Origin of the sequence: Methylobacter tundripaludum (assembly GCF_002934365.1) — a bacterium.
Classification (GTDB): domain Bacteria; phylum Pseudomonadota; class Gammaproteobacteria; order Methylococcales; family Methylomonadaceae; genus Methylobacter_A; species Methylobacter_A tundripaludum_A.
In genome coordinates this window covers 87,369-101,640 of the sequence record NZ_PTIY01000007.1, presented here as the reverse complement: position 1 = coordinate 101,640, position 14,272 = coordinate 87,369, and the positions used below count along the sequence as shown (strand labels likewise).

The following is a 14,272-nucleotide window of genomic DNA, read 5'->3' as shown; positions in this document are numbered from 1 at the left end:
GTTCCTTTCTAAATTGTCAAAAAAATTATTCGCCAAACATCGCCACTTCGACGCATTCACAGAGCGTGTGCGCCAATACGATATGCAGTTCTTGAATGGTGCTTGTTGCTTTGCCTGGAGCAATGATCGCGTGGTCGGCCATCGCTTTTGCTTGACCGCCATCGCCGCCGCAAAACACAATACTCGGTATACCCATGGTACGGCATTGTTCCAGTGCTTTGAGAATATTCTGGGACCGCCCGGAAGTGGTTATGCCAAGGAAGACGTCCTTGGTTGTTGCCTTGCCGGCCAGTTGCCTGGAAAAAACCTGCTCATAGCCGTAGTCGTTGCCGATGGCGGAGAGAATGGAGCTATCTACTGTGAGGGCTTCGGCTGGTAATGGAGCCCTGTCGCGCGCCAATTTACTGACAAACTCGGCCGCCAAGTGCTGCGCATCAGCTGCCGAGCCCCCGTTGCCTGCGATATAGATACGCCCGCCTTGTTTGTAGCGGTCGACGACGGTTTCTACAGCCTTGGAAAACAGCTCAAGGCATTCCGCATCGGCAAGCATTTGATGCTTGGCCTGTATGGAAGCTTCCAGGTTTTTCTTGAGTCGTTCAATTGTATTCAACAGATGTCCTTCTTATGACGAAAGTAGCTCTGGTGCACGATGATAGTCATCAGGCACGCCAATGTCAATGAACGCGCCCGAGAACTCAACGCCCAATAGGCGCTGGCCTGAAACCATGGCAGTCATGAAAATGTCGTCTTCCAGAGAACACTTGTCGCCTGGTGAAAATCGTTCATTGAGTAAGGCGCGCGGGTTAACCCAATACACGCCTCCGTTTGCCAGCTGGCCTGGTCGGCCAGTACCTGACTTGAGTGAGACAATTTGCCCTTGCGGCGAAACATCCATCCCCATGTATCGCCCTTCCTCATGAGTGCGAAACAAAGAGAAGCACCAATCCGCGTCGTTTGCCAAGGAAAATTCGATCAATGTCTTCAAGTCCACAGCAAAATAGGTGTCGCCGTTCAGCAGCAAAAACGATTCGTCCTTGCTGACCTTTTCTGCGGCCAACAAGAGTCCACCGCCCGTACCAAGCGGGGTTTCCTCAATCACGTAATCAAGCTCGGCATCCTTATACCGATTGCCAAAGTGATCAACAATCACCTCATATCGATAGCCAACGGATAGTACAAATCGATTGATCCCTTGTTTAATCCAGTAGTCGAGCTGGTGCTCAAGAAACGGCCTCCCGCTGATCGGCGCCATTGGTTTGGGTAAGTCCGGTACGGCGCTACGAAGACGTGTGCCCAAACCACCTGCAAGAATTACGGCTGAGGTCACTGCGCGCTACCTCAGACCGAATTTATAATTGCGCAGAGTTCGTCTACTTCCTCATTTTTCAAGTCGGGGAAGTTGCCGATGTAAAAACCATAGAAATGGACGTGTTCCGTTTCAGGGAACTCAAGATGATGCCCGGTAGGCACAATACCTTTCAGATAAGGTTGACGAATCTGGTTGCCGCCGCCAGCACTACCTCTTCTGAACTCGACGCCAGACTCGCGCATTTTTTGCATGAGGCGTTCGACTAGAGCATCATCCGGCTCTTTCAGAATAAGGTTGAAGGCGTAGTTACTGGATCCTTCCAACTTGAAGTCGGTACGATATTTTGATGAATCGATTTGATCCAAAAACCGGATCAGGTTTTCAGTCCGCCGTTTGACGATTTGATCCAGACGTTTAAGCTGACTGCGTCCCATAATGCCGCCAATCTCGGTATTGCGTGTATTATAGGCTGGGTACGCGAAGATGAAGTCCGGGTTCAGCTCGGGATATTCAGCTATATAGGCTGCGCGTACATTTTCGTCGTTAGACTCCCTAACCATACCATGAGAACGTAACATGCGGACTTGCTGATAGACATCAGGGTCATTGGTACAGACCATGCCGCCTTCGATGGTACTCATATGATGGGCGTAGTAATACGAAAAGTTCGATATCCAGCCAATGCTGCCCACGCGTTTGCCGTTGTGGGTAGCGCCGTGGGACTCACAGACATCTTCGATCAGCGGAATATTACGACGTTGCAGTTCATCGATCAGTTCGTCAGTCAGCCCGTCGAAACCTTGTACATGAGTCAAGAACACCGCCCGCGTTTTATCGGTGATTTTGCTCAAAATCTGAGCTGGGTCCATCGCCAGGGTGGTTGGATCAATATCCGCAAACACTGGCGTGAATCCGTTTTGCAGCACAGATGCGACATCCGAAACCCATGCTAAAGGCGGAGTAATGACTTCTCCTCCTTCCGGGTAACGAATCTTCAGTATCGCCATAGTCAACAGGTTTGCAGATGCGCCTGAGTTAACGAACACGCTGTATTTTACACCTAGCCATTCAGACCATTCAGCTTCGAATGCTCTTACGTTGGCGCCGTGAGTCAGGATCGGATCGTCCTGCTTCAAATGTTCGATTACTGCGTCAAGATCTTCGCGCAGGATGTTGTTACGCATCAAAGGAAATTTCATCTTATTTTCACCAAATTAATCAGAAAGTGATTGTACAAACGTTGTTACACTGCTCAGCACGGATTGAGGGCCGATTCCTACCTGCTCGTGCAGTTCCTCACGTGAGCCGAGTTCAAAGCGGTAGCCTCCCTCGACGCCAATATTGAGCATACGGGTAGACAGGCCGCGCCGGGCAATGAATTCAAAGAACATGGAATCGACACCGCCCCGTCCACGGAAACCTTCTTCGAGAGTGACGATGCCCGCGTAAGACGAGAGCACGGCCTGGAGCTGGTCTGCGGCAAAATTGGAAATATCGAAAAGGTCTATGATTCCGACCGAATGGCCGGCAGCGGTGAGGTTCGCGGCCACGTTGAGAGCGGTATGCAGCATGTAGCCCGTCGCTATCAGGCAAACGTCCTTACCGGTGCTGTGAATATGAAAACCGACATCCAAGTCTGGAGCGCCGTTCTCATAGATTACGGGCAACACTTGGGCATCAAACCGCAGGTATTTTGGACCTTTAGTGCTCGCGCAACGGTCAAACAGGGCTCCGGCACTGATATGGTCAGATGGTGAAAGCACTCTGAAATTGGGCAGGGCGCGCATCAGGGTAAGGTCTTCGTAGCACTGGTGGGTCGGCCCGGACACGACATAACTATAACCAGCACCCACGCCGATCAAATTGACGTTCATCGGCCGCACTTCAGAAAGCAGTGCCAAACTGACCCGAATTTGCTCGTAGCAACGCATGGTAATGAAGGGGGCAATGGCGTAAGCGAAGACGGTATAACCTTCCAGCGCCAAGCCCGCAGAAATGTTGATCAGATTTTGTTCGGCGATCCCGACATTGACGAAACGGTCAGGAAAATCGGCGCGAATTTTGTCGAGAACCGGGGAGCCGAAATCGGCGCTAACGAAGTAAATCTTCGCGTCTTCCGCCATTGCTCTCCAGATACGGTCGAGCAATACGTCGCGCATCGCAAGAGGTTTAATGCTCATGGGTTTTGCTCCAGCAAGCTGTCAATCAGCTCCGGTTTAGGGTTCATGATGTGCGAAAGCGGGGCGTTTTCCAGGCCGGGCACACCGTGTCCTTTCAAGGTCCTGGCTATCAGTGCTTTAGGTTTTCCTGCGCGGTTTTTTTTCATTTTCAGCAGGGCTGCCTGCACGGCTGCGACATCGTGTCCGTCGACTTCAAGGCAATCCCAGCCGAAAGCTGATAAACGAGCGGAGAGCGAGCCGTGGCTAACAATGTCGTCTGTGTAGCCGAGCATACTGATCCGGTTGTCATCAATGATGAGGTGCAGATTATCGAGCTTATGTTGCGAAGCGAACATGATCGCTTCCCAGTTTGCGCCCTCGTGTAATTCGCCGTCGCCTGACACGACAAACACGCTGCGATCGCTGCCTTTGCATTTCAAGCCTAAAGCCATACCGGTCGCAACACCCACGCCGTGGCCCAGCGAGCCGTTGACGGTTTCGTAACCTGGAATCACCGGGTCCGGTATTCCGCCCAGAAAGCTGCCGGTTTGGCAGACTCGTTTCAATTCGTCAAGCGGGAAATAGCCCAAGTCAGCCAGAATCGGGTACATGCAGATTGAACCATGCCCTTTGCTGATAACGCAACGATCCCGATGTTCGGCAAGCGGCTGTGTGGGATCGAAACGCAGCACGCCGCCATAGTAAAGCGCTACGAAAATTTCGATGGACGAGAGCGATGAAGCCAAACGGGTTTCCGGAGCCCGGCGATGTACCGCCAATGTTTCTCTCCAGACCCAATGCGCTTTCTCGCGTAGATCGATAGGACTCATATTCACGAGCGGGTCTCCGTACTCAATGCATTGTCGAGATACCACTGATAGGTGTCTTTAACGCCTTCTTCAAAATTTACAGCCGGTTGCCAACCAAAGGCGCGAAGCCGACTGCTGTCGAGTAATTTTCTTGGGGCGCCGTCGGGTTTGCTTGTATCCCATTCGATGGTCCCGGAATAACCGATTACGCCGGCAATGGTTTCAGCCAACTCACGAATGGAAAAATCTCTGCCGGTTCCCAAATTTAGGGGCAGTTCAAGCGCGGTTGTGTCCCCGGTGAGCAGCGCGATGCAGGCGTCGGCAATATCGTTGGTATGGATAAATTCACGACGCGGTGTGCCGCTACCCCAAAGAGTCAGACTTTCTACGCCAGTTTGCTGCGCCTCATGGAAGCGACGGATCAATGACGAGAGGACGTGTCCTGATTTTGGGTCAAAATTATCGTTGGGGCCGAAAGCACTATTAGGGATCACTGGAATAAATCGTTGCTCACCATATTGCTTGTTATAGGCGAGACACATTTGCATACCGGCCAGTTTCGAAATTGCGTAGGCAAGGCTGGTCGGCTCGGGATGTCCTGATAGCAGCGCTGTCTCCGCCATCGGTTGCGGGCATTCGCGCGGATACATGCAGGAGGATGCAAACAGGATCAGTTTTTGCACACCCGAGCGGTGCGCCGCCTTCAGTACATTTAATTGAATCGCCAAGTTGGCGTTCATAAAATCAGCCGGGTAGGTCTGGTTCTCGATAATGCCGCCGACTCTGCCAGCAGCCAGTACCACATAATCAGGCGAGTGCTCGTCAAAAAAACGATCCACTGCTACGGCATCGGTCAGTTCCAGCTCAGCATGACCGGCCAACAGCAAATTGTCATATCCTTGGTTTTGCAAGCGCCGGGCAACGGCCGAGCCGATTAAGCCGGTGTGTCCGGCAACAAAGATTTTATCTGTTTTATTCATCAATCACAGGCCGTTGGGTTGATAAAGTACGACACGACTGCCGGAATCATCAAAATTGAAAGATACATGCACCAAGTCTTTAAGGGCTTCGCGAATTGCGGCATGTTTATCGGGTTTTGCGAAAAGCAGCATAAATCCACCGCCGCCGGCGCCAAGAATCTTGCCGCCGATTGCACCGGCGCGCATAGCTTGATCGTAAATCTGGTCGATTTCCCGGGTTGAAACCCGGTCTGATAGGCTGCGTTTGTATTTCCAGCTTAGGTCGAGCAGTTTGCCAAACTCGTCAATACTGACGTCAATGTTCGTAAGAATGGCAATAGCCTCGTCAACCATTTCCCTCATGCACTTGAGTTCCGTTTCGCGATTTTTGAGGTTGTCGATCTTGGATTTCGCAATTTCGTCGGCGATGCGGGAGAAGCCGGTAAAGCAAAGCATAAGGTGGTCACGAAGCTCTTCGCGTCTGTGTTCGGGAAGAATGATCGGGGCCACATCAAAGGAGTCGTCTCGGTGAAAATCAATGCGGTTGAGTCCGCCGTATGCTGCCGAAACCTGATCTTGCGAGCCGACATTCTCGCCGATGATGTTTTGTTCAATATGAATAGCATCTTTCGCCAACGTGTCTTGGCTAACCATTTTACCGTTAAGGCCATACAATGCATGCGCCAAGCCTACGGTAAAAGCGGAGCTGGAACCTAAGCCTGAACGCGCAGGCAAATCGCCATCATGGTGAACCTCCAGCCCCTCGACAACATTAGCCCAATTAAACGCTGCCCGCACTGCGGGATGCTGGATTTCATCGTTATGGCAAACGTTTTCGATGTGAGAGTAAACAATGCGATGCTTGTGCTCGAAAAACGGCGGCAAACGACGGCATGTAATATAACAATATTTGTCGATAGTAGTTGCTAATACCGCGCCGCCGTGTTCCCGATACCAACCTGGATAGTCGGTGCCGCCACCAAAAAAAGAAATTCTGAACGGGGTTCGTGTGATAATCATCGTTTATTAATCACCCAGGATTTTACGATTAAGGTGGATGCTGGCCATATCTTCGATATTTTTTCTTTCGACTGCGCCAAATTTTTGCTCAACAAGCGTTAGGTAAGCGGGATTGGTAAAGTATTTTTGCCATGCTTCGTCACGGAACCTCAAGACATCCGCTGAGCTGACATATTTGGTCGGTAGGGGTTGGCTTTCATATGACAAGAAAGCATAACCTTCATAGGAGTCAGGTAAAGCCCAGCCGTTTTTCTTGGCGATGTTGTACATCGGGCTGCCGGGCAATGCTTGGCAAGGGTACATATTTGCCATTTCGGTATTGAGTTCCAGTGCAAGATCCAATGTTTCTTGCATGGTCTCCATAGTGTCTTCAGGGAATCCAAAAATGTAATTGCTGATTATTTTGATATCGGAATCATTAATCGTTTTGCAGACGTCGCGAATATTGACTTCCTGGAAGGAGCCTTTCGATACTTCTTGGCGAACTAATTGGTTGCCTGCTTCAACGCCAAGCGCGAGCCAGTTAACCCCTGCACGCTTGAACAGGTCGAGCGCGTCTTTACGAACCGTATCGACGCGGGAATAGGTCCACATGTTGAAACCAAAATCCTGATCAATGGCCTCTTGAAGTATCGGGGCATAGTATCTGCGATTTAAAAAGAACATCTCGTCGCTGATTCGCAGGGTGCGCACACCCATATCTGCGAGTTTTCGCATCTCACGGCTTACCCATTCAGGGCTCCAGAAGCGCATCCCACGAGAATCTGCTGCATTAACATCATCGCCGTTGTCGGCGCGATTAACGATATTGATCATGCAAAAATTACAGCCGAAATTACAACCCAACGAGGTATATATCGCTGCGAAAGGGGTTCGCTTATCATGGTCAAATTCTGCATGCCAAAAATGCGCGCGATAGAGATCTAACGGCTTTTCCCGGTAAGGCAGGAGATCCCAAGCATAGCCCGGCAAGTCGTGATCCATCCGATCCTGCGGCACTATCGCCTGTGGCGGGTTGAGCGTAGGAATTCTGGCGTTTGAGGCGTCTCGCCTTTTGTATCCAATCCCCTTGATATGTTGCAAATCTTCGCCCAGATTGCTCTTAAGAAGATTGTGCAAGGCGTATACGCCTTCATTGAGCAACACAATATCGACACAGTCGTAAGAGAGCACTTCCATTGGGAGCGCACTGGTATGAGACCCAACAAAACAAATCGGAAGTTCAGGGTGGTGATCTTTGAGCGCATTTGCCATTGCTAATGCACCAATCATGCTTGTAGTTCCGGAATTTGGATTTTGTCCGTAAACCACGAAGACAACAAGACGAGGTTTTAAGTCCTGGACTCTTTGTATCGATTGCTCAAGAGACAACCTTTCCGCATCACAGTCAAGAATACCAACCCCAAACCCCTTCGAACGACAGGACTCTGCTAATAACAGAGACCATGTTGGCGGCTCTATTGCCGAATAAACTTTTGCCAGCCCTTGATAAGCCTTAGCTGAAGAGTCGGGATTGACGAACAAAACATCCATTATTACCATCCGGTTATAAAACATAACAACACTACCATGGCAGACATCTAACCCCTGACATGGCTGTAATGAAAAAAGTGACTTGAAACAGGTGAACTAAACTGCAATGAGACCGAAATCCCTCACCATGAACATATACGCATGTAGCGATAATAAGAATAACGCCTATTCATAGCTACTTATACCTTACTTACTTTGTTAATTTTAACCTACCGAGGGAGGTGGGGCAAATTTTGACGACAAATGGCGCGTAATAGTTCCGAAAGTAGCACTAACCTGCATCAGCCGGCCGGAGTACTTCTTTGATAATGTACCGCGGACGTCGCTTTGATTCCTTGAATATCGCACTTATGTATAGCCCGATAAAACCAAGCATCATTATCTGTATGCTACCTAAGAAGAGTATGGCGGACATAATTGCCGCCCAACCGGGTACCGAGACCCCTAATATCTTTTGTAAAAACACAACAAATATGTAGCAAAATGAAATTATGGACAAGCCAAAACCCGAAAAAAGCATCAACTTGAGTGGCGCATCCGAGAAAGAGATCAATGCCCGGTCAAGCCAATAATAGATTACTTTCCTGCTCAAAACATTCATCTTGGTATTTTCGCGACCATCGAATCGCTCTAACCGCTCATAAAACACCGGGACCTGCTTAAAACCAATCCAGCTGACAAGCCCACGCATGTATGGCTTATCTTCTTTCAACTGAAGAAGATTATCGACCGCGCGTCGAGACAGGAGCTTAAAGTCCCCTGAATCAACTTGCAATTCAATTTCCGAAATGGCGTTAATGAACCGATATCCAATCTTTGTTACGAGCATTTTCAACCAATGCTCGCCTTCACGACGGGTTCGCGTGGTGTAGACGACTTCCGCCTCATCATCCGCCTGCCAAGCATTGATAAGCTGAAAAATTACCTCGGGTGGATCTTGCAAATCGGCATCCATATAAATCACTGCATCACCGGTAGCATGAGTCATTCCCGCCATAACACATTCCGAAACACCAAAATTACGAGACATATTAATAAGCACTATGTCGCCATTCTTCAATTCGGATCGCAGGTATTTCTCGGACTCGTCGGTTGAGTTGTCATTAACAAAAATAAATTCATACGACCCTACGTCTTTGTTTGCTATCAGCGTGGAAAAAACCGCCCTTAACCGCTGCAGCAATTCAGGAAGTACCGATCGCTCGTTGTAAAATGACAAAATCACAGAAACCTTGGCTAACTCACGCCCCATTTTTAACTCCAAATAATTGACAAAGTTTTCTATAAATACGTTTGGTTACCAATGGCACGGTGAGAACAAGGAGAATCAACGCTAAAGCTATTTCCCAATGCCCGTCAGCTGTAAATATGCTCGTTACCGAATGCCCAGTCATCACAAACAGAGCCTGAAGAGGCAGCATGAATATTCCGGAAAACATAAGATACCGTGTAAAAGTAATCCGACTTAGGCCGAAAACGTAACCCATTGTAGATGCAGGTATCAATGGGTTCAGCTGCGAAACGGCGATAAGTTTCCAGTCATGGACGACCGCTTGCACCAACATTCCTGCTACTTTCGGATAGCGCTGCACAAGTACTTTTTCAATCTTGCCGTGCAAGAAGCTGCGAGACAAAAAAAACGTTGTTGCTGAAGACGCCATCGCCGCGCATATGGACACGACCAACCCATATCCGCCGCCCCATAACACTCCGGCCATCAGCGTCATTGGAGAGCAAGGCAAGAAGAAAACAGCCATAAGAGTATGCACCCCAATAAACACTAATGGAGCCGCCAGAGGATAATTAACAAGAATCGGCTGAATCCATACCAAAAAATGTTCCACCAACTGTTTTAGACTTTCACCAGAACAAAAGGTACAAAGTAAATCAAAAGTCACGACAGCGCCGCCGATACGATAACGAGAAAGTAAAAAACTCACTCATGATTAAAAATCCATCGCTTAATTTCTTTACGCATCGACGGAGAAATACTGCGATTCCAATACAGGGCGGAGAATAATGCTCTTAATCCGAGTTCTAAGACAAAACGCTTTGGTGCCGCATTACGATTTAATTTAGCTTCCACCACGGCATGCGCGTAATTAAACAACCACCGATCCGGCACCTTGCCGAGTAGCTTTTTGAACATATCGTTGATTTCCTTATGCACTTTTACCCTCGCCCCTAGTGTTTTGTTATCTGCGTACAATCTAGAGCCGGCGAGCTTCTCTTCAAGATAGCCAAATCGCACTCCGGCTTTACCAAACCGGAGCCATAATTCGTAGTCCATACAGTAATTCAGCGAATCATCGAGCAGACCATATTGCTCAACTACTCCCCGCCGGAAGAACAAGGCCGGTTGACAAATAAAGCAAGTTTCTTGAAGGCGCCCGAAATCCCAGGGTTCCGATGGATAACTTTCAAAGGCTTGGTCGTCAAGGTCGATGTGGTCGGCCATGCCATAGACCACGTCAACTTCCGGGTTAACTTTAAAATAGGCTGCTACACGGGCAATGGCATCGGGATAGTAAATGTCATCAGAGTTCAGCCAGCCGATGATATCGCCATCAGTGGCACGGATGCCTTGATTGACGGCATCGGTTTGCCCGTTATCTTTTTTTGATTCCCATCGCACCGCCGGGCTGAAATGTTTAAGTATTTCAACTGTATTGTCGGTACTACCACCATCAAAAACCACATGCTCGACTTCCACGCCTGGTGCTGTCTGGCTGGCAACACTTTGCAGCGTACGCTCAATAAATTGTCCTTGCTGATAGGAGGGAGTGACAATACTGAATTTCATGCGTTAACCTTCTCGGGGAATAATGCGTCATATTTGCCATCGGCATGGACGATACCGCATTTCTGCAATATCGCCGAAAGCTCACGATGATCATTACCATGGCCTGTGTAGGCCGGCACAAAAGTCGGAGTAATCGTGACTTCGTACCCCCCCCCGGCAGGCTCTATGGGCAGAGACAGAGCGGCGTTAGTCGTATGGTCGAATACAAACGAATCACCTAGGCGATTTCCATGAAGACTCACTTGCATTGTGAGACGCCGCTCCGGCAGCCATTCCGGAACTGAGAATTCAATCGCCAACGTTTGTTTGTTCGCTGCGGGGGCCACTTGTATGTGTAAACAGTGTCCGACCCAGCCATCAGCATAGGCGCCGGTCAGCAAATTTTCATGCTTTACGTTGGCCAAAGCATGCTGGAACAGCTCCCAATATTCCCGTGCCATACACTCTGAGTCTGAAAATTCAGCTGCGCGACGTTGCCCTGCCTGAATTAACCGTGCACGCAATGCTTCATTCTCCACCAGAGCAATCATGGCTTGCGCAACCTGGGTTGGAACGCGTGGATCGAATAGAATAGCCGCATCGGCTGCCACTTCGGGGAGTGAAGTCGTGTTGCTGCACGCCACTGGAACACCCGCAGCCATAGCCTCAATGACCGGCAAACCAAAACCTTCATAAAGTGAAGGAAACACCACACCTTTGCAATTGGCTATCAAGGTTGCCAAATCTGCATCGGACAAATACCCCGGAAAAAGAACATGATCACCCAGATTCATGGTGTGTGCCGCACTTATCAACCAGTCTTGCCGCGCCCCCGGAGCACCGGTGCAAACCAGCTTAATATCCACCGACAGTCCCTGATGCCTAACCATACCAAAGGCGGTAAGGAGCATTTCGTGGTTCTTGTGCCTCCAAAAGTTGGCGGGATAAATTAGATATCCTTGCGGGGTGAGATTATGACGCCTCAATATGGCTTTATCGTTTTCAACTCCCGGCGCAATGCGTTGAGCCATGCGCAGGTAAATGGTGTGTATTCGAGACGAGGCAAGGTTGCCATGCGCTATAGCGGAATCCCGCGAATAGTCGGATATTGCGGCGAGGACCGTTGCCCGACGACAAGCTTCTATAAAGGTGCGCTCGCGGTTAGCAACATCCTCTGCCGCAAAGAATTCGGGATAGGTATTGTATTGCAGATCATAAATTGTGCAGACCGTCGGAACCCCCGGCTCGAAATATGTAGGTGCGGTAAATGGACAGAAAAGCAGATCGGCTGCCATGTCGCGCAACAACGCACTGGAACTGCCGCGCTTCAACATCGCATTCACTTTGTAACCTAGTCGGCTAACAACCCTACGCAGCCTGCCAGGTAAATGAGGCAAAACACGGGAAGCCAGGCCTAGTAGACGTGGACGTAGGGAATTCGCCAGCACTTGCCCGACGACCATCTGACGACGCATATTGGGTCGATCCAATGTCGCAAGCTCTTCGTGCGATGCCACTTGCGTGAGTAATACAAATTGCGTCTGGGGCGACATTTCCGCCAAGCGGCGCAGCAATTCGAGCACGAATATCTTCGCGCCCCCGTTCTCTCCACCGGGCAGAACGGGGGTTAAATCTACCGCGATAGTTCTAAGTTGATTATTCATTGGGTGTTCTGATCCATTCTGCTAATTTCTTTACTTCTGTCCAGCTTAATAATCTAGTCCGCCAGCAACCCATGCGAGCAAACAAAACCTGCAAATCAGTCAAGAGCGACGCTCACTCAGCCTCCTTCTCTTTCAGCATTCTCGTAAGCGTTTCAATCTGCGTCCATCGCGCTTGACGATCAGCCTCTGATTCCTCCAACATCCTCGTAAGCGTTTCGATCTGCGTCCCTCGCGCTTGACGGTCAGTCTCTGATTCCTTCAGCATCCTCGTAAGCGTTTCAATCTGCGTCCATCGCGCTTGACGATCAGCCTCTGATTCCTCCAACATCCTCGTAAGCGTTTCGACCTGCGTCCCTCGCGCTTCACGGTCAGCCTCTGATTCCTCCAGCATCCTCGTAAGCGTTTCGACCTGCGTCCCTCGCGCTTGACGATCAGCCTCTGATTCCTCCAACATCCTCGTAAGCGTTTCGACCTGCGTCCCTCGCGCTTCACGGTCAGTCTCTGATTCCTTCAGCATCCCAGTCAGCATCTCGACCTGCTTCATTCTCTCCGCACAATTCCATTCAAGATCTGCAATACGCTTAACTTGCGAATGGATGAAAAAATTATCCCAAAGACATAAACCTACTTGAAAACAGCTCAACATTTCTTTGTTTTCTTCGCTTATGTAAAATCTATTTAACCCATCAAAATAAGCCAAAATATATCCACTATTCAGCAATATCGGCTCCCATTCCCCGAAGTTAAAAATGGATTCAAAATTATCCCATCCAGGAAAAATAGAGTTAGGAATTGTAGCCTCTATCACTAAGACTTTAGGTCTGTATCGGTGAAAATCAATTGAGCGGATTACGTCGCGCTCTCTTCCCTCAACATCTATCTTTAAGAAATCAACGGGGCTCTCTACATATTTTTCAAATAATTCATTTCCCGTTATTCTCTCAACTGGATAACAAATCACCTTGTGACCAGCCTCTAATAAAGACGCTGCGGCTTCCGCAGAGAATGTTGACAATTCAGGGTAATCAGTAATCTCATAAAAATCGAGGAATCCTTTTTCTATATCAATTGCGACATTTAAATTTAGCTCGTCAGGCCTACTTTGCGAAAAAAGCTCCATACTATTTTTTAAAGGGTCTACATTAATTCCTCGCCACCCCATATCATAAAAATATTTGGTAACAGACAAATTTTCCGGATGAGAAGCACCAATATCAATATAGCAACCTGTTTTCTTGTCGCCGAAAACTCTTTTTAAAATAACGTCTTCACCGTTCTGGGCATAGGAAATCATGGGATCCATTATCATCGCCCTTGGTAATTAAGCAATTCAGTAGACAGATTAGGATTACAAAGCTGTGTTCTAGAGGCAACAAAAACTGAACGGCTTAAACCCGCCTCATTCTTTTCGGCAGGATTAGTCCAGTCGACTGGAAACTCCTCGTGCCAAGGTTGTGTTCTAGTTAAATACACAAAGGGAAAAAGATTTTTAAGCGATTTAAAAATCCACGGTCTTGTTGGACGGCAACCAGTTCCCTGCAGGGCCTGCGTTGGATCACCAATCGTTTCACTGGTTAAATTGACAAGTTCTTCATCACCAAAAGAAACACATGTTTCAAGCAATAACATTTCAGTACAAAGAGAGGCCAAGTTCTCTAGCACAGACTGGGGGTTTCTTGTGTGGTAAAGAATGCCATATGCGTAAACGATCTGACTTTTTGGAATAAATTCAGAAGGGGGTAACTCAACGTTCCATAAAATTGTCGCTGCCTGAGGGTGTCTTTCCTGCAAGATACCTAGTAATTCTTGCCTCCCGTCTGTACTTGTAACCTTGCACTTTCTGTCTATAAAGAAGGATGTGTGATCTCCAATTCCCGACCCAACTTCAAGCACAGTTTTACCCGCAATAGGCAATCCTAAACTAGCCAAGTGCTCTTGGCGCCGTTGGTTGTGCCGTTGATAGTAAGGCGTGAGAAAATTTTGACTTGAATCCATTTTATATTTACCTCATTTTGTTGGATTAGGAACTAACCGACT

14 protein-coding genes are annotated in these 14,272 nt (G+C 48.7%); all 14 read right to left on the bottom strand.

The annotated features are described in order from the left end of the window. Window positions 1–25: 25 nt before the first annotated feature. Complete coding sequence (locus tag B0F88_RS10200; protein ID WP_219820825.1) at window positions 26–610, bottom strand: D-sedoheptulose-7-phosphate isomerase; 585 nt, start codon at window positions 608–610, stop codon at window positions 26–28. Between the two features lie 12 nt (window positions 611–622). Then, window positions 623–1,327, bottom strand: coding sequence for a sugar phosphate nucleotidyltransferase (locus B0F88_RS10195; protein WP_104423832.1), 705 nt, complete (start codon window positions 1,325–1,327; stop codon window positions 623–625). Between the two features lie 11 nt (window positions 1,328–1,338). Further along, entirely contained in the window at window positions 1,339–2,508 is a 1,170-nt protein-coding gene (locus B0F88_RS10190; RefSeq protein ID WP_219820823.1) for a DegT/DnrJ/EryC1/StrS family aminotransferase, read from the bottom strand. A 15-nt stretch (window positions 2,509–2,523) separates the two neighbouring features. Then, on the bottom strand, window positions 2,524–3,489 hold the full coding sequence (locus B0F88_RS10185) for a transketolase family protein (protein ID WP_104423831.1): 966 nt from the start codon (window positions 3,487–3,489) through the stop codon (window positions 2,524–2,526). After that, complete coding sequence (locus B0F88_RS10180; protein ID WP_104423830.1) at window positions 3,486–4,298, bottom strand: transketolase; 813 nt, start codon at window positions 4,296–4,298, stop codon at window positions 3,486–3,488. Before B0F88_RS10180 ends, B0F88_RS10185 begins: the two co-directional genes overlap by 4 nt. 2 nt (window positions 4,299–4,300) lie before the next feature. Then, on the bottom strand, window positions 4,301–5,257 hold the full coding sequence (locus B0F88_RS10175) for a GDP-L-fucose synthase family protein (RefSeq protein ID WP_104423829.1): 957 nt from the start codon (window positions 5,255–5,257) through the stop codon (window positions 4,301–4,303). Between the two features lie 3 nt (window positions 5,258–5,260). Next, on the bottom strand, window positions 5,261–6,256 hold the full coding sequence (locus tag B0F88_RS10170; protein WP_104423828.1) for a GHMP family kinase ATP-binding protein: 996 nt from the start codon (window positions 6,254–6,256) through the stop codon (window positions 5,261–5,263). A 6-nt stretch (window positions 6,257–6,262) separates the two neighbouring features. After that, window positions 6,263–7,789 carry a B12-binding domain-containing radical SAM protein gene (locus B0F88_RS10165; RefSeq protein WP_104423827.1) on the bottom strand — a complete coding sequence of 509 codons (1,527 nt, stop codon included), beginning with the start codon at window positions 7,787–7,789 and terminating at the stop codon, window positions 6,263–6,265. Between the two features lie 271 nt (window positions 7,790–8,060). Then, window positions 8,061–9,041 carry a glycosyltransferase family 2 protein gene (locus tag B0F88_RS10160; RefSeq protein ID WP_104423826.1) on the bottom strand — a complete coding sequence of 327 codons (981 nt, stop codon included), beginning with the start codon at window positions 9,039–9,041 and terminating at the stop codon, window positions 8,061–8,063. Continuing rightward, complete coding sequence (locus tag B0F88_RS10155) at window positions 9,031–9,729, bottom strand: TVP38/TMEM64 family protein (RefSeq protein ID WP_146083342.1); 699 nt, start codon at window positions 9,727–9,729, stop codon at window positions 9,031–9,033. Before B0F88_RS10155 ends, B0F88_RS10160 begins: the two co-directional genes overlap by 11 nt. Then, complete coding sequence (locus tag B0F88_RS10150; protein WP_104423824.1) at window positions 9,726–10,592, bottom strand: glycosyltransferase family 2 protein; 867 nt, start codon at window positions 10,590–10,592, stop codon at window positions 9,726–9,728. Before B0F88_RS10150 ends, B0F88_RS10155 begins: the two co-directional genes overlap by 4 nt. Then, window positions 10,589–12,235: a glycosyltransferase family 4 protein gene (locus B0F88_RS10145; RefSeq protein ID WP_181049876.1), complete on the bottom strand. Its 1,647-nt coding sequence runs from the start codon at window positions 12,233–12,235 to the stop codon at window positions 10,589–10,591. Before B0F88_RS10145 ends, B0F88_RS10150 begins: the two co-directional genes overlap by 4 nt. Window positions 12,236–12,347: 112 nt before the next feature. After that, a complete protein-coding gene (locus tag B0F88_RS10140) occupies window positions 12,348–13,538 on the bottom strand; it encodes an FkbM family methyltransferase (protein WP_181049875.1) in 1,191 nt (396 codons plus the stop codon). A gap of 2 nt (window positions 13,539–13,540) precedes the next feature. Then, window positions 13,541–14,230, bottom strand: coding sequence for a class I SAM-dependent methyltransferase (locus B0F88_RS10135; RefSeq protein ID WP_104423822.1), 690 nt, complete (start codon window positions 14,228–14,230; stop codon window positions 13,541–13,543). Between the last annotated feature and the right edge of the window lie 42 nt (window positions 14,231–14,272).

Excerpts from the sequence above, each read along its gene's own strand:
- B0F88_RS10160 (WP_104423826.1), bottom strand. The coding sequence starts at position 9,041 with ATGGGGCGTGAGTTAGCCAAGGTTTCTGTGATTTTGTCATTTTACAAC.
- B0F88_RS10185 (WP_104423831.1), bottom strand. The coding sequence starts at position 3,489 with ATGAGCATTAAACCTCTTGCGATGCGCGACGTATTGCTCGACCGTATC.
- B0F88_RS10180 (WP_104423830.1), bottom strand. The coding sequence starts at position 4,298 with ATGAGTCCTATCGATCTACGCGAGAAAGCGCATTGGGTCTGGAGAGAA.
- B0F88_RS10145 (WP_181049876.1), bottom strand. The coding sequence starts at position 12,235 with ATGAATAATCAACTTAGAACTATCGCGGTAGATTTAACCCCCGTTCTG.
- B0F88_RS10140 (WP_181049875.1), bottom strand. The coding sequence starts at position 13,538 with ATGGATCCCATGATTTCCTATGCCCAGAACGGTGAAGACGTTATTTTA.
- B0F88_RS10150 (WP_104423824.1), bottom strand. The coding sequence starts at position 10,592 with ATGAAATTCAGTATTGTCACTCCCTCCTATCAGCAAGGACAATTTATT.
- B0F88_RS10190 (WP_219820823.1), bottom strand. The coding sequence starts at position 2,508 with ATGAAATTTCCTTTGATGCGTAACAACATCCTGCGCGAAGATCTTGAC.
- B0F88_RS10170 (WP_104423828.1), bottom strand. The coding sequence starts at position 6,256 with ATGATTATCACACGAACCCCGTTCAGAATTTCTTTTTTTGGTGGCGGC.
- B0F88_RS10165 (WP_104423827.1), bottom strand. The coding sequence starts at position 7,789 with ATGGATGTTTTGTTCGTCAATCCCGACTCTTCAGCTAAGGCTTATCAA.
- B0F88_RS10135 (WP_104423822.1), bottom strand. The coding sequence starts at position 14,230 with ATGGATTCAAGTCAAAATTTTCTCACGCCTTACTATCAACGGCACAAC.
- B0F88_RS10175 (WP_104423829.1), bottom strand. The coding sequence starts at position 5,257 with ATGAATAAAACAGATAAAATCTTTGTTGCCGGACACACCGGCTTAATC.